Source organism: Halomonas sp. DP3Y7-2, assembly GCF_019800795.1.
Classification (GTDB): domain Bacteria; phylum Pseudomonadota; class Gammaproteobacteria; order Pseudomonadales; family Halomonadaceae; genus Halomonas; species Halomonas litopenaei_A.
This window is the reverse complement of record NZ_JAHVKJ010000010.1, coordinates 207,557-225,571: the sequence shown is the minus strand read 5'-3', so window position 1 is coordinate 225,571 and position 18,015 is coordinate 207,557. Positions and strand designations below refer to the sequence as shown.

Annotated in this window: 14 protein-coding genes; 11 read left to right on the top strand and 3 right to left on the bottom strand. The window is 63.2% G+C overall.

The features are described from left to right. Window positions 1–23: 23 nt before the first annotated feature. Entirely contained in the window at window positions 24–986 is a 963-nt protein-coding gene (locus KUV45_RS13325; protein WP_308126714.1) for an iron-siderophore ABC transporter substrate-binding protein, read from the bottom strand. A gap of 157 nt (window positions 987–1,143) precedes the next feature. Beyond that, window positions 1,144–3,135, bottom strand: a complete 1,992-nt coding sequence (locus KUV45_RS13320) for a ligand-gated channel protein (RefSeq protein WP_222161765.1) — start codon at window positions 3,133–3,135, stop codon at window positions 1,144–1,146. A 320-nt stretch (window positions 3,136–3,455) separates the two neighbouring features. On the opposite strand from KUV45_RS13320, the gene KUV45_RS13315 reads away from it, so the two are divergent. The 11 genes from KUV45_RS13315 to KUV45_RS13265 all read left to right on the top strand — a co-directional run bounded on the left by KUV45_RS13315 (window position 3,456) and on the right by KUV45_RS13265 (window position 17,326). Next, window positions 3,456–4,445: a LysR family transcriptional regulator gene (locus KUV45_RS13315; protein ID WP_224851824.1), complete on the top strand. Its 990-nt coding sequence runs from the start codon at window positions 3,456–3,458 to the stop codon at window positions 4,443–4,445. 234 nt (window positions 4,446–4,679) lie between these two features. Beyond that, window positions 4,680–4,898, top strand: a complete 219-nt coding sequence (locus KUV45_RS13310) for a DUF1656 domain-containing protein (protein WP_222161764.1) — start codon at window positions 4,680–4,682, stop codon at window positions 4,896–4,898. Next, complete coding sequence (locus KUV45_RS13305) at window positions 4,899–5,762, top strand: efflux RND transporter periplasmic adaptor subunit (RefSeq protein ID WP_206939672.1); 864 nt, start codon at window positions 4,899–4,901, stop codon at window positions 5,760–5,762. Then, window positions 5,762–7,936 (top strand): FUSC family protein, encoded by a 2,175-nt coding sequence (locus tag KUV45_RS13300; RefSeq protein ID WP_222161763.1) that lies wholly within the window; start codon window positions 5,762–5,764, stop codon window positions 7,934–7,936. Before KUV45_RS13305 ends, KUV45_RS13300 begins: the two co-directional genes overlap by 1 nt. Before the next feature lie 30 nt (window positions 7,937–7,966). Beyond that, window positions 7,967–8,842, top strand: a complete 876-nt coding sequence (locus KUV45_RS13295) for an AEC family transporter (protein ID WP_206939676.1) — start codon at window positions 7,967–7,969, stop codon at window positions 8,840–8,842. A gap of 57 nt (window positions 8,843–8,899) precedes the next feature. Next, on the top strand, window positions 8,900–10,042 hold the full coding sequence (locus KUV45_RS13290) for a PQQ-dependent sugar dehydrogenase (RefSeq protein WP_222161762.1): 1,143 nt from the start codon (window positions 8,900–8,902) through the stop codon (window positions 10,040–10,042). A 377-nt stretch (window positions 10,043–10,419) separates the two neighbouring features. Continuing rightward, window positions 10,420–11,622: a glycine betaine/L-proline ABC transporter ATP-binding protein gene (locus tag KUV45_RS13285; protein ID WP_206939680.1), complete on the top strand. Its 1,203-nt coding sequence runs from the start codon at window positions 10,420–10,422 to the stop codon at window positions 11,620–11,622. Window positions 11,623–11,627: 5 nt separating this feature from the next. Beyond that, window positions 11,628–12,461, top strand: a complete 834-nt coding sequence (locus tag KUV45_RS13280; protein ID WP_308126719.1) for a proline/glycine betaine ABC transporter permease — start codon at window positions 11,628–11,630, stop codon at window positions 12,459–12,461. A gap of 144 nt (window positions 12,462–12,605) precedes the next feature. Next, window positions 12,606–13,460 carry a glycine betaine ABC transporter substrate-binding protein gene (locus KUV45_RS13275; RefSeq protein WP_206939683.1) on the top strand — a complete coding sequence of 285 codons (855 nt, stop codon included), beginning with the start codon at window positions 12,606–12,608 and terminating at the stop codon, window positions 13,458–13,460. A 321-nt stretch (window positions 13,461–13,781) separates the two neighbouring features. After that, the gene (locus tag KUV45_RS13270; RefSeq protein WP_206939685.1) at window positions 13,782–15,452 is read left to right on the top strand and encodes a BCCT family transporter; all 1,671 of its coding nucleotides are present in this window, start codon (window positions 13,782–13,784) and stop codon (window positions 15,450–15,452) included. A gap of 152 nt (window positions 15,453–15,604) precedes the next feature. Then, on the top strand, window positions 15,605–17,326 hold the full coding sequence (locus KUV45_RS13265; protein WP_222161761.1) for a glycosyltransferase family 39 protein: 1,722 nt from the start codon (window positions 15,605–15,607) through the stop codon (window positions 17,324–17,326). Here KUV45_RS13265 and KUV45_RS13260 read toward each other — a convergent pair. Next, window positions 17,287–18,009, bottom strand: a complete 723-nt coding sequence (locus KUV45_RS13260) for a 3'-5' exonuclease (RefSeq protein ID WP_206939689.1) — start codon at window positions 18,007–18,009, stop codon at window positions 17,287–17,289. The genes KUV45_RS13265 and KUV45_RS13260 overlap by 40 nt on opposite strands. Between the last annotated feature and the right edge of the window lie 6 nt (window positions 18,010–18,015).

Genomic DNA, 18,015 nt, shown 5'->3' with positions numbered 1-18,015 from the left:
TCCTGGAACATGTCGAAGTGACGTCACGGTGCGGCAGTGACCTCCAGTGCCCGCTCGATGTCATCGAGCACAGCCTGGGCGGCGATGGGACCATTGGCACTGGTCCACAGCTGACCGTTCACCGCCACGACGCGATCGTTCTCGACCACCGACAGCCGGGCAAACGCATCGCTTTGGCGAGCCTGGGCCAGTGCTTCCTGTCCCTTCTCGTCGAGCGTGGCAAGGAACAGCCAGTCACCGTCGACGCGCGACAGCGACTCGAGGCTCAGCGGGTCGCTATGCGGACGGTTGTCAGGCACCAGTCCATCGTCCTGAACGTCCAGGCCAGCGGCCTCGAGCAAGCCGGTGGAAAACAGCCGAGTCGACATCACCAGCGGCCCCTGGGGCATCCAGCGGATCAGGAAAGCGCTGTCACCCGCGCTGCGTTCGGCGACCTGATCAGCCAATGAGGCGGCGCGGGTTTCCACTGCCTCAATGGCAGCGTCCACCTGGTCCTGATGCCCCAGTGCGGCGCCAAACAGGCGGGCCTCATCCTTCCAGGCATTGGCATCGAAGCCCTGGGTAGTGGGCACGATCGTCGGCGCCAGCTGGGACAGCAGCGCGTAACTCTCGTCGGACAGACGCGAGGAGGCCAGAATCAGGTCAGGCTCGAGCCCGACCACCGCCTCGACATTGACCTCGCCGGAGGTACCGACGATCTGAATATCGGGAACGTCATCGCGCAGATAGTCCGCCACATCCTCGGCGGCACGCGTCGCCACGGCGCCCAGCGGCGTTACCCCGGCAGCCAGAGAAGCGTCCAACGCCCCCTCGTATAGCGTGACGACACGCGTCGGCTGCCCGTTAACCGTGACCTCCCCGTGGGCGGTCTCGAGCACACGGCTGTCTTGCTGGGCACTGGCACTGACAGGCGCCAACAGGGCAACAGCGGCCAGGCCGATCGCTGCCACCACCCCTGCGGATGTTTTACGGAACATTGCTCGCATCTTCTCTATTCCTTGTCGCACGCCTCTCCTCGGTGACATGCCGAGGAGGGGCGATGTGGAACGATATAGTAATCAATCTCAGTTGCAGTTGCTTGCCCAACCTCCTCGCTCATATCGGAACGGTGCGTTCGACGGAGCGGGACGCTGACGCTCTTCCTTAGAAGTCGACGTTCAAGCCGAGCCAGACGCGGCGTCCATCTTCGACGTAGCCGTACTCGTCGTAGTCGATGTCTTCATCAAAGAGGTTGTAGATGCCGACGTTGACGCGAGCGGCGTCGGTCAGCTGATAGCCGATGCCGGTGTCGACGAAGGTGTAGTCCGGCGCCACGATGGCACTCTGCGACGGTCCGGTGGTGGGCTGACTTTCGTCACCGCGATAGGTCACGCGTGTCCACTGGGACAGACGGTCGCTCACCTCCCAGTCGAGGTTGGCGGAGAATTCATGCTCGGGCAGCTGGGTCAGGGGCTCGCCTTCGTACTCGCCGCTCTTCTGTTCGGAGTCGGTGTAGGTGTAGCTGGCGGACAGCTCCAACGACTGGCCGATGGGGGTCGACAGCGACAGCTCGACGCCCTGCGTTTCGGCTTCATCGACATTGACTCGATAGGTCGGGTTGCTGCCGAACTGGTTAGGGCCATCCGTGCAGATATCTACCGGACAGGCGATTCGGGTGATCTTGTCGTCAAAGTCGTTGTGGAACACGGTGGCGCTGGCAGACAGACCGCTGGCATTGTTGTACAGAAGCCCCAGTTCCTTGTTGACCGACGTTTCCGGCTCGAGATCCGGGTTGCCGTAGATGTTGCCGCCGCGGCTGACCTGCCCCCAGCCAGGGGTGATCTCGCGCAGATCCGGTGCCCGGTAGCCGGTGGAGACACCGCCCTTCAGCGTCCAGTCGGAGGTCATGTGCCAGACGCTGTACAAGCGAGGGCTGACTTCAGAGCCGTAGTTCTCGTCGTGATCCATACGCACCCCGCCGGTCAGCGACCAGTCGTCGAGGAGCATCCACTCGTCTTCGGCAAACAGGGCCCACTGACTGTTGCGCACGTTGGTCAGATCGGAAATCTGATTCGAGGTCTGGTCGTCCAGCTCTTCCTCTTCGAAGCTGGCGCCGACGGTGACAATATGCGCGCCCAGTGGCATGACCAGGCTCGACTTGGCGTTGGTGTTGGTGATCTCCATCTCGCGAGTCTTGTTGCGGGCTTCTTCGCGCTGGACGTAGGTCTCTGTGGTACCAAAGGAGAAGCGACCGGTATGGGTCAGGGCCACGTATTCCTGGGTGAACTCGTCAAAGCTGTCTTCACAGCCACCACGGCAGCCGTCCGGGTCGACGCTGTTACCGAGCAAGGCTTCGCGATCCTGCTCGGTACGGCTGGCCTCGAGCGCCAGATCATGATTGTCGGAGGGCGTCAGCGACAGCCTCGCGGTCAAGCTCTGGACCTGCTTGTCTTCGTAGCCATTGATAATGTTGTCTTCATCCCGCTGGGTGGCACGTCCGTACACCGTCAGCCCGAGCAGTCCCTCGGACAGCGGCCCAGAGGCATAGAAGTTGGCCTGCCGGCTGTCGCCAGAATCGCTGTCCTGCTGCAGAATTGTGTCCAGCTGCAGGTTGCCGTGCCATTCATCGGCCACCTTGCGGGTGATCACGTTGATGACACCGCCGATAGCGTCGGAACCGTAAAGGGTCGCCATCGGGCCACGCACCACCTCGATACGCTCGATCGCCTGCAGCGGCGGCAGCCAATCCTGCTCGAAGCCGGCGCTGCCATTGGGACGGGTCTCGCGGGTGCTGACACGACGGCCGTCGATCAGCAACAGGGTGTACTTGGCGGGCATGCCGCGCATGCTTATGTCATAGCCATTGTCGCCACCGCCACCGCCGGTCACGATGACCCCCGGAACGTCGCGCAGCGCATCGGTCACGTCCTGGTAATAGCGTTTTTCCAGGTCTTCCCGGGTCACCACGCTGATCGAGGCCGGCGCATCGGCCACGCTTTGATCGAAGCCGGCGGCGGTGACCACCACGTCATCCAGGGCAACATCATCAGCGGCCAACACCGGCAGGGCCGTGCATACGGAGGCTCCCGCCAGCCCGATGGCAAGGCGGCGAATGCTGATCGACAGAGGATGACGCGGCAGGGGGTGAGACAACATCGTTTTTTGCTCCGAGTGAGGTGGCAATCCACCTGGTGGCTCTTGCTCTGGCTTCGGCCCGCTGGGTCGTGGGTCTAAAGACGAAGCCTTTATGAATGTGAATATTTATCATTTAGATTCTTCCATCAAAGTTTCATAATTGCTGCAAAACACCGCGTTGCACCCTTCGCAACAGGCCATCCGCAACAGGTCGTCCGCAACAGGCCATCCGCAATCGGGATCTGTGGCTCGAACGTCACGAGAGACACGCGAGGGCCCCGTTCTTGCCTCGGCGACGCTGCGCCGCAGCCCTAGAGAATGATTTTCATCCGCGTCAGCGCATGGCATACTGCAAGGCCTCTTCCTCTTCTTCAGCACGCCTGCGTGATGTGATGCCTGACCTCGACGAACTGCTAGCCTTCAACCGTGTCATGGAGACCGGAAGCCTGACCCAGAGTGCGATTCAGCTGGGCCTGGCCAAGTCGACCCTGAGCCGGCGGATCAGTCAGCTGGAGGCACGTCTAGGCCAGCCATTGCTCAAGCGGCAGGCCAATCAGCTGTTGCCCACAGAAGCAGGACAGCGCTACTACGTCATCAGTCGCGAGATACTGAAGCTGGCCGATCAGGGACAGCGCACCCTCGACAGCCTGCGCGAAGACGTCAGTGGCGAGCTCCATGTCGAGGCACACCGCACCCTGACCCGTAGCTGGCTGGGTGGTGTGATGGAGACCTTTCTCGAGAAACATCCCGCCGTGCGTCTGACCCTGAGCACGGGGGAAGTGGCTGCCAGGGACCCCGACTTCCAGGGTGTATGCGTCTGGCTTGGCCAGGTAGAGGACGGCAACCTACGCCAGGAGCGCCTTGGCGCTCTGGAGCGTGGCATCTATGCCCATCCCGACTACCTCGCCCACCACGGCGAGCCTGAATCCCCGGATGCCCTGGCCCACCACGCCTGGATTGACCTGATGGGGGAAAGCCAGAACGGCATCACCCTGACTCACCGCCAGGGCGGTCAGGTGCATTTTCAGCCGCCGGCCTCTCGTTTTCGGGTCGATCAGTCCATGCTGCATGTAGATGCCATTGCGCGCGGCCGGGGCATTGGCGTGTTGCCGGTGTGGATGGTTGAAGCCCGGGAGCGTCACCACCCTGGGGAACTGGTGCGCTGCCTTGATCACTGGTCGCTGACGCCCCTGCCGGTGACACTGCTATATGGCTTCGGTCATCAGCCGCGCAAGGTCACTGCCCTGCTGGATCACCTGCGTGATGCGGTGCCTACCAACTGGATCGGCCAGCGCCAAGAGCCACTTGCGCGCCGCCAGGCCGCTGGCTGACCCAAGGCCTCTGCCGTCGCGAGCTTGCTCCCCATAGGCCACCTCCCGCAGGTCAGCTCCTCCTCCACATCAACAGCCGCTACCTCACTACCAACGTCAGGCGCAAAGACGCGACATGGGACGGCAGGGCTGCCGTCAACGTCCGTTGTTTGCTAACCTTTCTCTGGCTTACTCGCTCTGGCTTACTCGATTCACGTAACGCATCCGGCACTTGGTTTGCCCAGGAGACATTCCATGGCGCTCAAGGAAGTCGCCCTGGGCGGCATCTACTTCAGTCCCCTGCTGGTCTACGCGATCCTCGGCCTGCTCATGGCCGCGACACTGCGCTGGCTGCTGCATCGCTGGCTGGGCAGCTCCCGCTACTGGCACGAGGCGTGGCTGGATACCTCATTGTTCGTCATCTGCACCGCCGCCTTCGCCTGGCTCGGTGCCCTTACCCCTGGAGCCACCTGAATGCGCAAGTCGCTACGTGCGCTGATCACCTTGATCGTGGTCGCCGTCGCCATCGCCTGCGGACTATGGCTCTGGCATTACTACCTTTATACGCCCTGGACACGGGACGCCCGTATCGGCGCCGAGATCATCACCATTGCACCCGATGTCTCCGGCCGAGTCACTGAGCTGGCCGTGGACGACAACGTTCGCGTGGACGCTGGACAGACGCTCTTTCGTATCGACCAGGCGCGCTATCAAGCGGCCTTCGACAAGGCCTCTGCCATCGTCGCCCAGCGCGAGGCGGAACTGGCGCTGCGTGAACATGAAGCGTCTCGTCGTGCGCAACTGAGCCGCCAGGCCATCAGTGCCGAAAACCAGGAGAGCGCCAATCGCAACCGGGATGTGGCCGCCGCCACCCTGGATCAGGCCCGCAGCGACCTGGCAAGCGCGCGTCTCGATCTGGAGCGCACCGACGTCACCGCCCCGGCGGCAGGGCATGTGCTGAACCTGCAGCTTGCCCAAGGCAACTACGTCACCCGTGGCACCGCCGTCATGGCCCTGGTGGTTGAAGGGTCCTACTATGTGACCGCCTACTTCGAAGAGACCAAACGCCCAGCGTTTGCGGTCGGGGATCCCGCCACGGTGATTCTGATGAGCGGAGATATCGAGCTGGCTGGCCACGTCGAGAGCATCGGTCGCGGGATTGCCGACGACAACACGGCGCCCAACAACCAGCTGCTGCCCCAGGTCGAGCCGACCTTCAGCTGGGTACGCCTGGCACAACGCATTCCCGTGCGTATTGCCCTGGATGAGCTACCCGAAGGGCTTGAACTGAGCGCAGGCATGACCGCTACGGTACGCGTCCAGCAAGAGTCGCGCTGATGCCCTTCTCTGTGTGGTGGCACGCCTATCTGACGCCGCCGGCCAGCGCGGTCAAGTTTGCCATCAAGGCGACGCTGGCCATGTTGCTGGCTCTGTATATCGCGCTCTGGTGCGACCTCGACCGCCCCTACTGGGCACTGATCTCCGCCGCCTTTCTGCAAATTCGCCCCATGAGCGGCATGGTCCTTGAAAAAGGTATCAGTCAGCTCAGCGGCACCCTCATCGGCTGCGTCGCCGGCATCGCCATCATGGCTGCCTTCGTTCAGGCCCCCACGCCAGCCCTGGTGTGCCTGACGCTGTGGATATCCGTGTGTGCCTACGCTGCCTCGTTGACCCGTAACAACGCGTCCTACGGCTGCATCATGGCGGCAGTCACCGCCATGTTGATCGTGATCATCACCGCCAGTGCCCCCGGGGGGCTGTTCGCGATTGCCGTTGCACGCCTGTCGGAACTGGCCCTGGGCGCCATTTGCGCCACCCTGGTCAGTGCCCTGTTGTGGCCGATCCAGGTACGCGACCATCTGGCCGACCTGGCTGACCAGGTGGTCAATCATGCCTTTCTCCATGGTGCCCTGCGCCTCAACAACAGCGACGACATCGGCGCCTTGCAGTCCACCCTGACCGCCACCCTGACGCCACTGACCCAGCTTGAGACCGACAGTCAGGCGGCACGTTATGAAGGCCCGGAGGGCAGTGGACGTATTCGCGCCAGCCATGTGCTGACACGTCGCACCTCACGCCTGCTGGCCATCCTGCATGCCCTGCAGCAGCTGCTGCGCTACCACGGCGATCGCCTGCCCGCCGAGACCCGCCAGCTGGCCCGGGACATGGCGGAAGGTCTGCGTCTTAGCGCCGAGGGGCAAGGGGTGAGCCAGGCCCGTGAGCGCCTGCTGCAACTTCGCCACCGCGCCCTCAAGTGCGTCGAGCGCGGCATCGACAAAGGCGGTCCTTGTCGCGGCGCTGTTGATGGCACGTCTCTCAACACGTCTGACAGCACGTCTGGCGTCACTTCCAGCCCCCCTTCCGGACCTGCTGGTGAGCATCTCGATCCGGCCACGACCGGGGACCGTGACGGCGCCGAGGCCCTGCTACAGCTACGTCTCAATATGGGCATGCGCGAAGCCCTGGGCCATGCGCTGGTCATCCTCGATGCGCGTGAGGCCATTCATACCCCTGGCAAACGCCGACTGAAGGCACCCGCCCTGGCGTGGCACAGGGACCACCTGGCAGCAGCCCTGAATGGCCTGCGGGCAGGACTGGTGTTCGCCCTGCTGGCGACCTTCTGGCGCTACACCGCCTGGGACAATGGCCAGGTCGCGATGCTGGTCGGCACCCTGTTCTCGGCGTTCTTCGCCACTCGCGACAACCCTGCCATGGTCGCCGCGACCTTCCTCAAGGGCATGCTGGCGGCCATACCGAGTGCCTTCCTGTTCGGACACGTGCTGCTGGCCCAGGCTAACGATATCGTGACCCTGGCGCTGGTCTTCATGCCTCCACTGTTCGTCGGGCTGCTCGGTGCCGCCAATCCGCGGCTGATGGGATACTGCCTGGCCTTCACCATCGGCAACATCCTGTTGACCATGCCCGGCAATGGCATGGATCTCACCTTCGATGGCTTTCTCAACCGCGCCATTGCACTGGTGATCGGCCTCTCCACCGTGGTCACGGCGTTTCGCCTGTTGCCGGGCCTCCCCCTGGCGGTGCGCAAGCGCCGCCTGGTGAAAGCAACGGTCAGCGACCTGCATCGCCTGTGGCAAAGACCGCCTCACCAGGCAGAAACGCGCTTTGGTGGTACCATGGCCGACCGCCTGCTGAGTCTCGCCCGGCATGATGATGCGCTCCCGGAACAGCGGCGCTATCTGCTATCGCTGGGGCTGGTCGGCCTGGACCTGGGCTACGCCAGCCTGCACCTGAGGCGCCGCCTCGGCGAACAGGCAACCCCGATACGACAGGCGCTCGACCGCTTTGCCGCAGCCTTGGCAGACGACTACGGCGCCAGTGCCCGGGGCGAGCCACCCGAACATATGCGTGCTACCGGCGAGCAGCTGCTCGAGGCACTGGAACAGCACGGCAATGATCCCGTGGAACAACGCCTGACCGCGGGCTTGATCGAAAGACTGACCATGTCGCTTGAACGCCAGGCCGAGCGCTCGCGCCTGGCGCGTGAGCGCTGACCTCCCCAACCTCCAGGAGATTGCGCTTCCATGTTTGCCGAACTCTTTGCGGTAATGGCCCCGGTTATCACCGGAGCAGGCCTCGGGTTCTTCTGGATTCGACGCGGCTTCGACTACCCGGTGGCCTTCGTGACCAAGCTGGTGTTCAACATCGGCACCCCGTCGCTGGTCATCGCCTCTCTGGCCGGCGCCGACATCGATGCGTCGAGCTTTGGCCGAACGATGCTGGCGGCCGCGCTGGTGCTGTGCGCCATGGCCGCCCTGACCTTCCTGCTGGCCGTCATCCTGCGTCGGGACTGGCGCGTGCTGCTGGCGCCCACCATGTACCCAAATACCGGCAACATGGGGTTGCCGGTCGTGCTCTACGCCTTTGGCCAGGCAGGCTTTGCCTTCGGCATCACCGTGATGGTCACGGTCTCGCTGTTCCAATTCACCCTGGGCACGATGCTGGCCAGCCGTGGCAATCCCTTCAAGTCATTGATCAAGACCCCAACCGTCTACGCCATCCTGATCTCGATGGCCTTGCTGTTCACGGACACCCAGCTGCCGCTGTGGCTGCAGAACAGCGTTGACCTTATCTCTGGCTTCACCGTGCCATTGATGCTGATCACCCTGGGGGTATCCCTGGCCAGTATTCAGGTCAGAAGCCTGCGTTCAGGGGTCTGGTTCAGCCTGCTGCGGATTCCGATGGCGGCCGGGGTGGCCTGGGGTGTGGGTACCTGGCTATCGCTGCCCCCCACCGCCCTTGCCATTCTGGTCGTGCAGATGAGCATGCCGGTAGCAGTGTTCAACTACCTGTTTGCCCAGAAGTCCCAACGCGAACCCGCCTACGTGGCCAGCCTGGTGTTCTGCTCCACCCTGCTATCCTTGATCTATCTGCCGGCACTGCTGGCATTGCTGTTGTAGCGTCTGTCGAGACAGCGATGCTGTCGGAGCCAGGCATCTTGATCAACGGGAGACTGCATGATCCGCCGCCTTATCCTGACTCTGTCATTGACCGCAACGGCCCCATCCGCCTGGGCGGAACCGCCGCCGACCGAAGTGCCCGGGCTCTACCATCCGGTGGCACTGGAAGTGATCACGGACGCGCTGGATACCCCCTGGTCGCTGACGTTCCTGCCGGATGGACGCCTGCTGGTCGGCGAGCAGCACGGCTCGCTCGCCCTGATCGACGACGGCCAGGTCGACACGTTGACCGGGCTTCCCGAGGTGTCGACCCAGGGACAAGGCGGACTCTTCGACCTGGCCCTGCACCCGGACTATGGCGACGGCGTCCACGACTGGCTCTACTTTGCCTGGGCGCGTCCCGCCCAGACTGACGACTCCCAGGATAAAGACGCCGAGGGCGATGCCACCGCTGTATCTCGCGTGTGGTGGGACGGTGAAAGGCTCGGCCGCGTCGAGCCGGTATTCGTGCAGAACCGATTTTCTCGACCTGGACGTCACTACGGGGGCAGGCTGCTGTTCGATCACCAGGGTCTGCTGTGGCTGAGCATCGGCGACCGTGGCGATGGCGAGCGGGCACAAGATGCGCGAGACCATGCCGGCAGCCTGTTGCGCATGACGGCGGAGGGCGCGCCAGCCACTGACAACCCTGCTATCGAAGGCGCGGCAGCGGAACTCTACTCCCTCGGTCATCGCAACCCCCAGGGGCTGGCCCTGGCCGCCGATGGTCGCCTGTGGGCCACCGAACATGGTCCTCGTGGTGGTGATGAGCTCAACCTCATCCAGCCTGGCGAGAACTATGGCTGGCCGGACGTCACCCGTGGCCGCGACTACGCCACCAACCTGCCACTGGGCGTGGACAGCGCACCGGGCAAGCGCGACCCGCTGCACGTGTTCGAAGGGCGCTTCGCGCCTTCGGGCCTGGCCGTGGTGAGCGGCAATGAGTTTGCGGACTGGCAAGGTGACCTGCTGGCCGGAGGCCTTCGCAGCGAACGCCTGGTGAGACTGCGTTTCGACGCCGATCAGTTGATCGAAAGAGAGGTCATTCTCGACGGCGAAGTGGGACGAATACGCGACGTCAGGTTGGGTCCCGAAGGGGCCGTCTACCTGTTGACCGACGCCAACCCGGGGCGCCTGATCCGACTATCACGGGCTCGCTGAGGCCCCTGCCACAAGGCCCACAGCCCGTCGCGAAAAGCCACAAAACTTCCTCGCTTCCATGCCTAAACGGCATGGGTGGCGATGGCTCTCATGCACAACCCCTTGCCCTGCGCGAGATTGCTTTCAAGCACTCCTCGCCCCCATGCTTAATTTGAATGATCTTTCAAAGACCTTTAGGGTATTGCACTTTTCTGCGCCTCAACGGTGAAAGATGGCATGCTTTCACCCAGCGTGGCCGCGGCAGGGAAAGCCGCAGCCCCGAGGCCTAGCTTCCAGCATTGGACGATGAACGCCGACGCCAACGACCGCATGACGTCGACCTTCATCGTTCGAGCGCCTGGGAGCCAACACGTCACCTGAAAAGGCATCCCGTACCCATGAGCGATAACCGATCCGTCAAGATCAAGGTTCGCGGGCTGAGCAAGGTCTTCGGCGACCAGCCAAAGAAGGCGCTCAAGCTTCGCGACGAGGGACTCAAGCGTCCCGACATCCTCGAGAAAACCGGCCAGACGCTGGGCCTGTCGAACATCGACTTCGACGTCCATGAAGGTGAGCTGCTGGTCATCATGGGCCTGTCCGGCTCCGGCAAGTCCACCTTGATTCGCTGTCTGAACCGGCTGATCGAGCCGACCGAAGGCGAGATCGTCATCGATGGCGAAGATATTCCCCAGCTGTCCGACAAGGCGCTGCTGGAATGCCGTCGCAGGCACTTTTCAATGGTGTTTCAGAACTTTGCTCTGTTTCCCCATCGCACGGTGCAGCAAAACGCCGAATTCGGCCTCGAGATTCGCGGCATCGACGCGGATACCCGAGCCAAGACGGCCCGCGACGCCCTCTCCCAGGTTGGCCTCAAGGGCTGGGAGGATGCCTATCCCAATCAGCTGTCCGGGGGTATGCAGCAGCGGGTGGGCCTGGCCAGGGCACTGGCCAACGACGCCAGCGTGCTGCTGATGGACGAGGCCTTCTCGGCGCTGGATCCATTGATTCGCAAGGACATGCAGCAGGAGTTGCTGGAGCTTCAGCACCGCATGAAGAAGACCACCGTATTCATCACCCATGACCTGGATGAGGCGCTGAACATCGGTGATCGCATCGTGCTGCTCAAGGACGGTGAAGTGGTGCAGATCGGCACGCCCGAGGAAATCCTGACCAAACCCGCCGACGACTACGTGGAACGCTTCATTGAAGGCGTCGACATGTCGCGGGTATTGACGGCATCCAGCGCCATGCGTCCGGTGCGTGCCACCGCGCGAGAAGATGACGGTCCGCGTACGGCGCTGCGCAAGATGAAAGAAAACGCCATGGACTCGATCTACGTCACCAGCCGAGACCGTAAGCTGATGGGGCTGGTCGAGGCAGACGCTGCCAACACGGCCATTCAAGCCGGTCAGGATCGTCTCGATGGTGTACTCACGCAGGACTTCCGCACGGTGGGCCCCGACGAGCCGTTGCATAATCTCTTCGCCCTGTTCAACGAGAAGAGCTTCCCGATCGCCGTGATCGACGACGAACGACGCCTGCTGGGCGTCGTCGTCAAGGGCGCGGTACTGGATGAACTGGCACAGGCAGGAGATCAATAATGGCGATCGAGATTCCTCGCATTCCCCTCGGAGACTGGATCGAGACTGGGCTGAACTGGCTGACCACAGAGTATTCTGGTGTCACCCGCGGCATCTCGCGATTCACCCAGACCGGTATTGATGGTCTCAACGATGCACTGATGTGGCTTCCCGACTGGGCTCTGCTGGTGATCATCGCAGGCCTGTGCTGGAAACTGGCCAGCCCGCGCCTTGCCATCGGTGCGGTGATTGGCCTGGGACTCATCTGGGACCTGGGCCTCTGGGATCCGATGATCGAGACCCTGACGCTGGTGGTGATCGCCACCCTGGTTGCCGTGATCATCGCACTGCCCGTGGGCATCGCCGCAGCGCTATCGGACAGGCTGTACCGAGCGATCATGCCGATTCTGGACTTCATGCAGACGATGCCGGCCTTCGTCTACCTGATTCCGGCTATCCCCTTCTTCGGCATCGGCTCGGTGTCCGCGATCTTTGCCACTGTCATCTTCTCGATGCCCCCGGCGATCCGTTTCACCACTCTGGGTATCCGCCAGGTGCCGGTGGAGCTGATCGAAGCCGCGGACGCCTATGGCGCCACCCGAGGCCAGAAGCTGTTCAAGGTTCAGCTGCCGCTGTCCCTGCCGACCGTGATGGCCGGCATCAACCAGACCATCATGCTGGCCCTGTCCATGGTCGTCATTGCGGCCATGATCGGCGCCGACGGTCTGGGTAGCGAAGTCTGGCGCGCGATCCAGCGCCTGCGCCCGGGTGACGGCTTCGAGGCTGGCATCGCCGTGGTCATTCTGGCGATGTTGCTCGACCGTCTGACCCAGTCACTGCGCAAGGAACGCAAGCAGTAAGGGCTGGCAGCTACGGATGGGGCACGGCCGTTGACGCCCGCGCGCCCCATCCATTTGCAAGATGCCACCGCCTGCTTCAGGCTTTAACAGCTTGGAAACACGGCTGATGGAACCTGTTTCACTCATCGCAAGGAGAGTCACAGCATGTCACTGAAGGCAACCCGTACCCTCGGCCTGGCGCTAGCCGTCAGCGCCGTCGCCACTGGCGTGAACGCTCAGGACAAGGGCTCCGTGCACCTGGCCTACGTGGAGTGGTCCTCCACTGTCGCCTCTACCAACGTGGTTCGTGCCGTACTGGAACAGGCCGGCTACGAGGTCGAAACGTCCGCCCTGTCCGCCGCCGCCATGTGGCAGTCCGTCGCCAGCGGCGACGCTGATGCACTGCTGGCCGGCTGGCTGCCGACCACCCATGAGGACTACTACGCTCGCCTCAAGGACCAACTGGTCGATGCTGGGGTCAACCTCGACGGCACCAAGCTCGGCCTGGTGGTCCCGGCGGACGCGGATATCAGCTCCATTGACGAGCTGAACGACCACGCTGACGAATTCAATGGCGAGATCATTGGTATCGATCCCGGCGCGGGCCTGATGCGCCTGACCGAGGAAGTGGTCGATGCCTATGATCTCGATCTGGACCTGCGCACTGGCAGCGGCGCCACGATGACGGCGGCACTGGGCAGTGCCATCGACCGCGGCGAGCCCATCGTGGTGACCTCCTGGACACCGCACTGGATGTTCGCCCGCTGGGATCTCAAGTATCTCGACGACCCGCAGGGCGTCTACGGTGGTGCCGAGCAGATTCACACCATCGTTCGCCAGGGGCTCGAGGACGACATGCCGGAGGCCTACTCGATTCTCGAAAACTTCGAGTGGACCCCGGAAATGATGGGCGAAGTCATGCTGATGAATCAGGAAGACGACGCCGACCCCTATGAAAATGCCAAGCAGTGGGTCGAGAACCATCCGGACGTCGTCAAGGAGTGGCTGGGCGAAGCCTGAGCCCACTTTACCGTGTTGCGTCACTCCGACGCGGCCGTTTTCAGGGGTGCCCCAGGGCGCCCCTGCTGTCGTTGATGTCCTCCACGCTGTCGTCGCGGGAACGCTCTACAGCCGCGGAATGTGACATGCTTGTGGCAGCATTGGCAGCGCGTCCTCGGCCCCTGCCGTTGAAGATGCCGCTGGCAAGCGCCTTCAGACAGGCCACACTTCAGGCAGGCACGGCCAACAGACTGGCACAACAAACGAGCAACGAGTGACAGCAGCATGGCTTGACGGCAGCAACACTTTGCACCTCATCTTCAAACGCAAGGGAGATCGCACGTGGAAACAGACCCTAACCACAAGCCCTCGAGCGCCGATACCGGCAGCGAGGGGGTACCGGCCCCGGACGGGCCCGCCAATCTGATCGATACCGATTACGTCATCGGTCAGGACAATATCGTCACCAAATCCTTCGGCGTGGACGTCGACCTGCACGGCAAGGTCTTCTCCGTCTCATCGCTGCTGATTCTGGTGTTCGTTATCCTGACCCTGGCCTTCCAGACCAGCGCCGAGCCGTTCTTCAACGGCATCCGCGGTTGGCTGACCAGCAACCTGTCGTGGGTCTTCCTGCTGGGCGGCAACGTCTTCGTGCTGCTGTCGCTGGGGCTGATCTTCACCCCTCTGGGCAAGGTCCGTATCGGTGGTGCTCACGCGACACCTGACTACAGTTACATGGGCTGGTTCGCCATGCTGTTCGCCGCCGGCATGGGCATCGGCCTGATGTTCTACGGCGTGTCCGAGCCGATGTCGCACTTCTCGACGGCGCTGGGTGGCACGACCGTCGGTGACAACGGTATTCGCACTGACTGGGCGCCTCTTGGCGGCGCCGCTGGCGATGAACAGGCCGCCGTCAACCTGGGCATGGCCGCTACCATCTTCCACTGGGGGCTCCACCCCTGGGCAGCCTACGCCATTGTCGGCCTGTCGCTGGCCATCTTTTCGTTCAACAAGGGCCTGCCGCTGACCATGCGCTCCGTGTTCTACCCGATTCTGGGTGAACGCGTGTGGGGCTGGCCTGGACACCTGATCGACATCCTGGCGGTGTTCGCCACCTTGTTCGGTCTGGCGACCTCGCTGGGTCTCGGTGCCTCCCAGGCAGCCGCCGGCCTCAACGAGCTGTTTGGCACGCCGAACACCGACACCACCATGGTGCTGCTGATTGTCGCGATCACTGGCGTGGCGCTCTGCTCCATCATGCTGGGCGTCGACAAGGGCGTACAGCGCCTGTCCCAGGTCAACATGGTGCTGGCGTTCCTGCTGCTGGCCTTCGTGATCATCGTTGGCCCAACCCTGGCGATTGCCACCGGCTTCTTCTCCAACCTGGGACACTACCTGGCTGAACTGCCAGCACTGTCCAACCCCTTCGGCCGTGAAGACGCCAACTTCGTGCAGGGCTGGACTGCCTTCTACTGGGCCTGGTGGATCTCCTGGTCACCGTTCGTCGGCATGTTCATCGCCCGTGTCAGCCGTGGCCGCACCGTGCGCGAGTTCCTGACGGCCGTGCTGCTGGTACCGACCCTGGTCTCGGTACTGTGGATGACGTCGTTCGGCGGCACCGCCATCGAGCAGTACATCACCGATGGCTTCCAGGGTGTGCAGGATGCCGCACTGGAGCTGAAGCTGTTCGCCATGCTGGGTGAGCTGCCGCTGGCGTCGATCACGTCGTTCATCGGCATCGTGCTGGTCATCGTGTTCTTCGTGACCTCGTCCGACTCCGGCTCTCTGGTCATTGACTCGATCACCGCAGGTGGCAAGGTCGATGCCCCCAAGCCGCAGCGCGTGTTCTGGGCACTGATCGAAGGCGCCATTGCCATTGCCCTGCTGCTGGGTGGTGGCCTGACAGCGCTGCAGGCGGCAGCCGTGTCGACCGGTCTGCCGTTCACGCTGGTGCTGCTGGTGGCCAGTTACGCCATCATCAAGGGCCTGATGAGCGAGCCCAAGGCCGTCTGATTCGGCCTGACAGCTTCGTATCATCTACCATCGGCGGCCTTGTGGCCGCCGATGGTCGTTATGGCCGCCTGAAAAGCAGCACCCTCCTGCCGGATAAGCCTCTGCTAAGGTTTGTCGTCTAGGGTGGCGGGCATCCGTTGATGGAGCCTGTCATGTCCAAGCTGACGTTGCTTAAGCGATCCCTGTCCAAGCACTGCCTATCCAAGCACTCCCTATCCCAGCACTCCCTGTCCAAGCTACCCCTGCCCCATTTGACACCATTGACCACGGTGATGCTGGCGGCAGCGTTGCTGACCATCGTGCGCGTGGCATCTACTCCGTTGATGCCCATCGACGAGACCCGCTATCTGGGTGTTGCCTGGGAAATGTGGCAGCGCCACCTTTGGCTGGTACCCCAGCTCAATGGCGAGCCCTATGCCCACAAGCCTCCCCTGCTGTTCTGGCTCATTCATCTGGCCTGGGCGATCTTCGGCACCGACGACCCGGTCGGGCGCCTTGCGGTGCCTTTGGTGGGTCTACTGAGCTATCCCCTGCTGGTGGCCATTGTTCGCGTCGGATTCCCGCAAAGCGTCGCACAGGCGCGCTGGGCTCCCGGGCTACTGCTGGGCATGACGCTCTGGTCGGTCTTCTTGCCGCTATCGATGTTCGACATTCTGCTGACCACCTGCCTGCTGCTGGCAGTGCTCGGCCTGGTCGGCCTAGCGCGATACGGGGGGACAGGTTGGGTAGTGATGAGCGGCGTGGGACTGGGACTCGGATTGCTGGCCAAGGGGCCGGTGATACTGCTGTATTGGCTGCCGCTGGCGCTGGGAATCGGCTGGTGGTCGCCGCGCTCACTTGGCGCCAGCGCGATGGCACTCTGTGGCTCTGGGACAATCGGCCTGGCCATGGGCCTGGCCTGGGCCTTGCCCGCGGCACAGGCCGGTGGAGCCGACTATGCCCGTGACATCCTGTGGGGCCAGTTTGCCGGCAGGGTCAGTCATTCCTTTGCCCACGCCCGCCCCTGGTACTGGTACCTGCCGCTAATCCCGCTCGCGCTGTTTCCCTGGTCGATGACATCGTTGTGGTGGCGTCCCCGACTGACGTCCCGACTGGCCCGCCTGGCTCTGCTCGGCGTGCTGCCAGCGGTCCTTGTACTGAGCCTGATCAGTGGCAAGCAGGCGCACTACCTGATCCCGACACTGCCCTTCGCTGCGCTGTGGATCAGCCTGGGCTTGCCTGGCAAGGGGCAGCCACTGCTGGCAAGCCACGGCAGATGGCTACGACATATGCCATGGCTGGCAGTCCCGCTGCTGCTGGTCATGCCGGAGCTCTTGCAGACACTGGGAGGCGTTACGCCTGTTCACAATGGCTATCGCGCGCTGGCGCTGGTTCCCCTGCTGCTGGCCATGATCGCTGCTCCTCAACGCTCTTCGCGCCTGGCCCTGCTGGTGTGGCCGGTCACCCTGACCTGCCTGCTGGTCAGCACCCGCCCGCTGCTGACACAACGCTATGACCTTACTCCTCTGGCCCAGCGACTCCACCAGCTGGAGACTCGCGGAACTCCCGTTGCCTACGCCGGGCGCTACGCGGACCAGTTCCAGTATCTTGGCCGGCTGCAACGCCCTCTGGTCGAGTTGGAGGACGACGAGGTGGATCGCTGGTGGGCTTCCCATCCGAACGGTCGCATCGTCACCAGCGACGATCAGCTTCCGCTACCCGAGAACGCCACCACCATCCTCTATCAACCCTATCGAGGAAAAACCTATCGCCTGCTGACACGGTCACCGAACGGACGACCCGGCAGTGTCGCAGGGGTCCACCCGCCACTGCTGTGGGAAGGCCAGCCTAAGGCTCAACTCCAGAGCATTCCGATGGGCGTTTCCGGAGCGTAGTTGCCGGCGACCTGGGCCTGCAGCAGCTCGGCCGTGGCGATAGCATCGGTCAAGGCATGATGTCCGTGGTAGTGAGGCAGGCCATAGCGCACCCGGCTGTCATGCAGGCGGATGGAGGCCGGCGGCCGCCCCATCCAGCGTCGAAAGCGCGCCATCAGTGATTGCCGATGGATTCTCGCCTCCAGGGACATGGTGTCGATGACCGGAAAACTCAGAGTCTCCTGCCACTTAGCCTGCACGGCAGCCTGCAGAAAGGCCCTTTCGATGTGGCGATAGTGCACCACCAGCAGGTGCCCGGCCATCGCCTCGAAGACCTCCTCGAGCACCTCTTCGATGCGCGGTGCTCCCTGGATATCGGCGTGGGTGATGTGATGGAAGGTGACCGATTCGGCCTTGAGCGTGCGGTGCGGCCTGACCACCCAGTAGCGTCGCTCCGACAGACGAATCCGTGACAGTGAGAACGGTACCAGGCCAATCGACACGATCTCGTCTCGCTTGGGGTCCAGCCCAGTGGTTTCCAGATCCAGGGCCATCAGCGGGGCCTCCTGCACGGGCAGGATCGGGGACAGATCCGCACCAGCAAAGAAGTCCACCAGGGCACGCTGACGACTCTGCTGGCGCCGGGCCACCAGGTAGTCGTGCCAGTCAGGGGCCGAGCGTGTCTTGGGTCGAAGGAGTGGCATGGCCGC

Bases quoted from the DNA above. Each gene is read 5' to 3' on its own strand.
- KUV45_RS13310 (WP_222161764.1), top strand. From the start codon at position 4,680: ATGGCGCTCAAGGAAGTCGCCCTGGGCGGCATCTACTTCAGTCCCCTG.
- KUV45_RS13260 (WP_206939689.1), bottom strand. From the start codon at position 18,009: ATGCCACTCCTTCGACCCAAGACACGCTCGGCCCCTGACTGGCACGAC.
- KUV45_RS13325 (WP_308126714.1), bottom strand. From the start codon at position 986: ATGCGAGCAATGTTCCGTAAAACATCCGCAGGGGTGGTGGCAGCGATC.
- KUV45_RS13285 (WP_206939680.1), top strand. From the start codon at position 10,420: ATGAGCGATAACCGATCCGTCAAGATCAAGGTTCGCGGGCTGAGCAAG.
- KUV45_RS13320 (WP_222161765.1), bottom strand. From the start codon at position 3,135: ATGTTGTCTCACCCCCTGCCGCGTCATCCTCTGTCGATCAGCATTCGC.
- KUV45_RS13315 (WP_224851824.1), top strand. From the start codon at position 3,456: ATGGCATACTGCAAGGCCTCTTCCTCTTCTTCAGCACGCCTGCGTGAT.
- KUV45_RS13290 (WP_222161762.1), top strand. From the start codon at position 8,900: ATGATCCGCCGCCTTATCCTGACTCTGTCATTGACCGCAACGGCCCCA.
- KUV45_RS13265 (WP_222161761.1), top strand. From the start codon at position 15,605: ATGTCCAAGCTGACGTTGCTTAAGCGATCCCTGTCCAAGCACTGCCTA.
- KUV45_RS13300 (WP_222161763.1), top strand. From the start codon at position 5,762: ATGCCCTTCTCTGTGTGGTGGCACGCCTATCTGACGCCGCCGGCCAGC.
- KUV45_RS13275 (WP_206939683.1), top strand. From the start codon at position 12,606: ATGTCACTGAAGGCAACCCGTACCCTCGGCCTGGCGCTAGCCGTCAGC.
- KUV45_RS13295 (WP_206939676.1), top strand. From the start codon at position 7,967: ATGTTTGCCGAACTCTTTGCGGTAATGGCCCCGGTTATCACCGGAGCA.
- KUV45_RS13305 (WP_206939672.1), top strand. From the start codon at position 4,899: ATGCGCAAGTCGCTACGTGCGCTGATCACCTTGATCGTGGTCGCCGTC.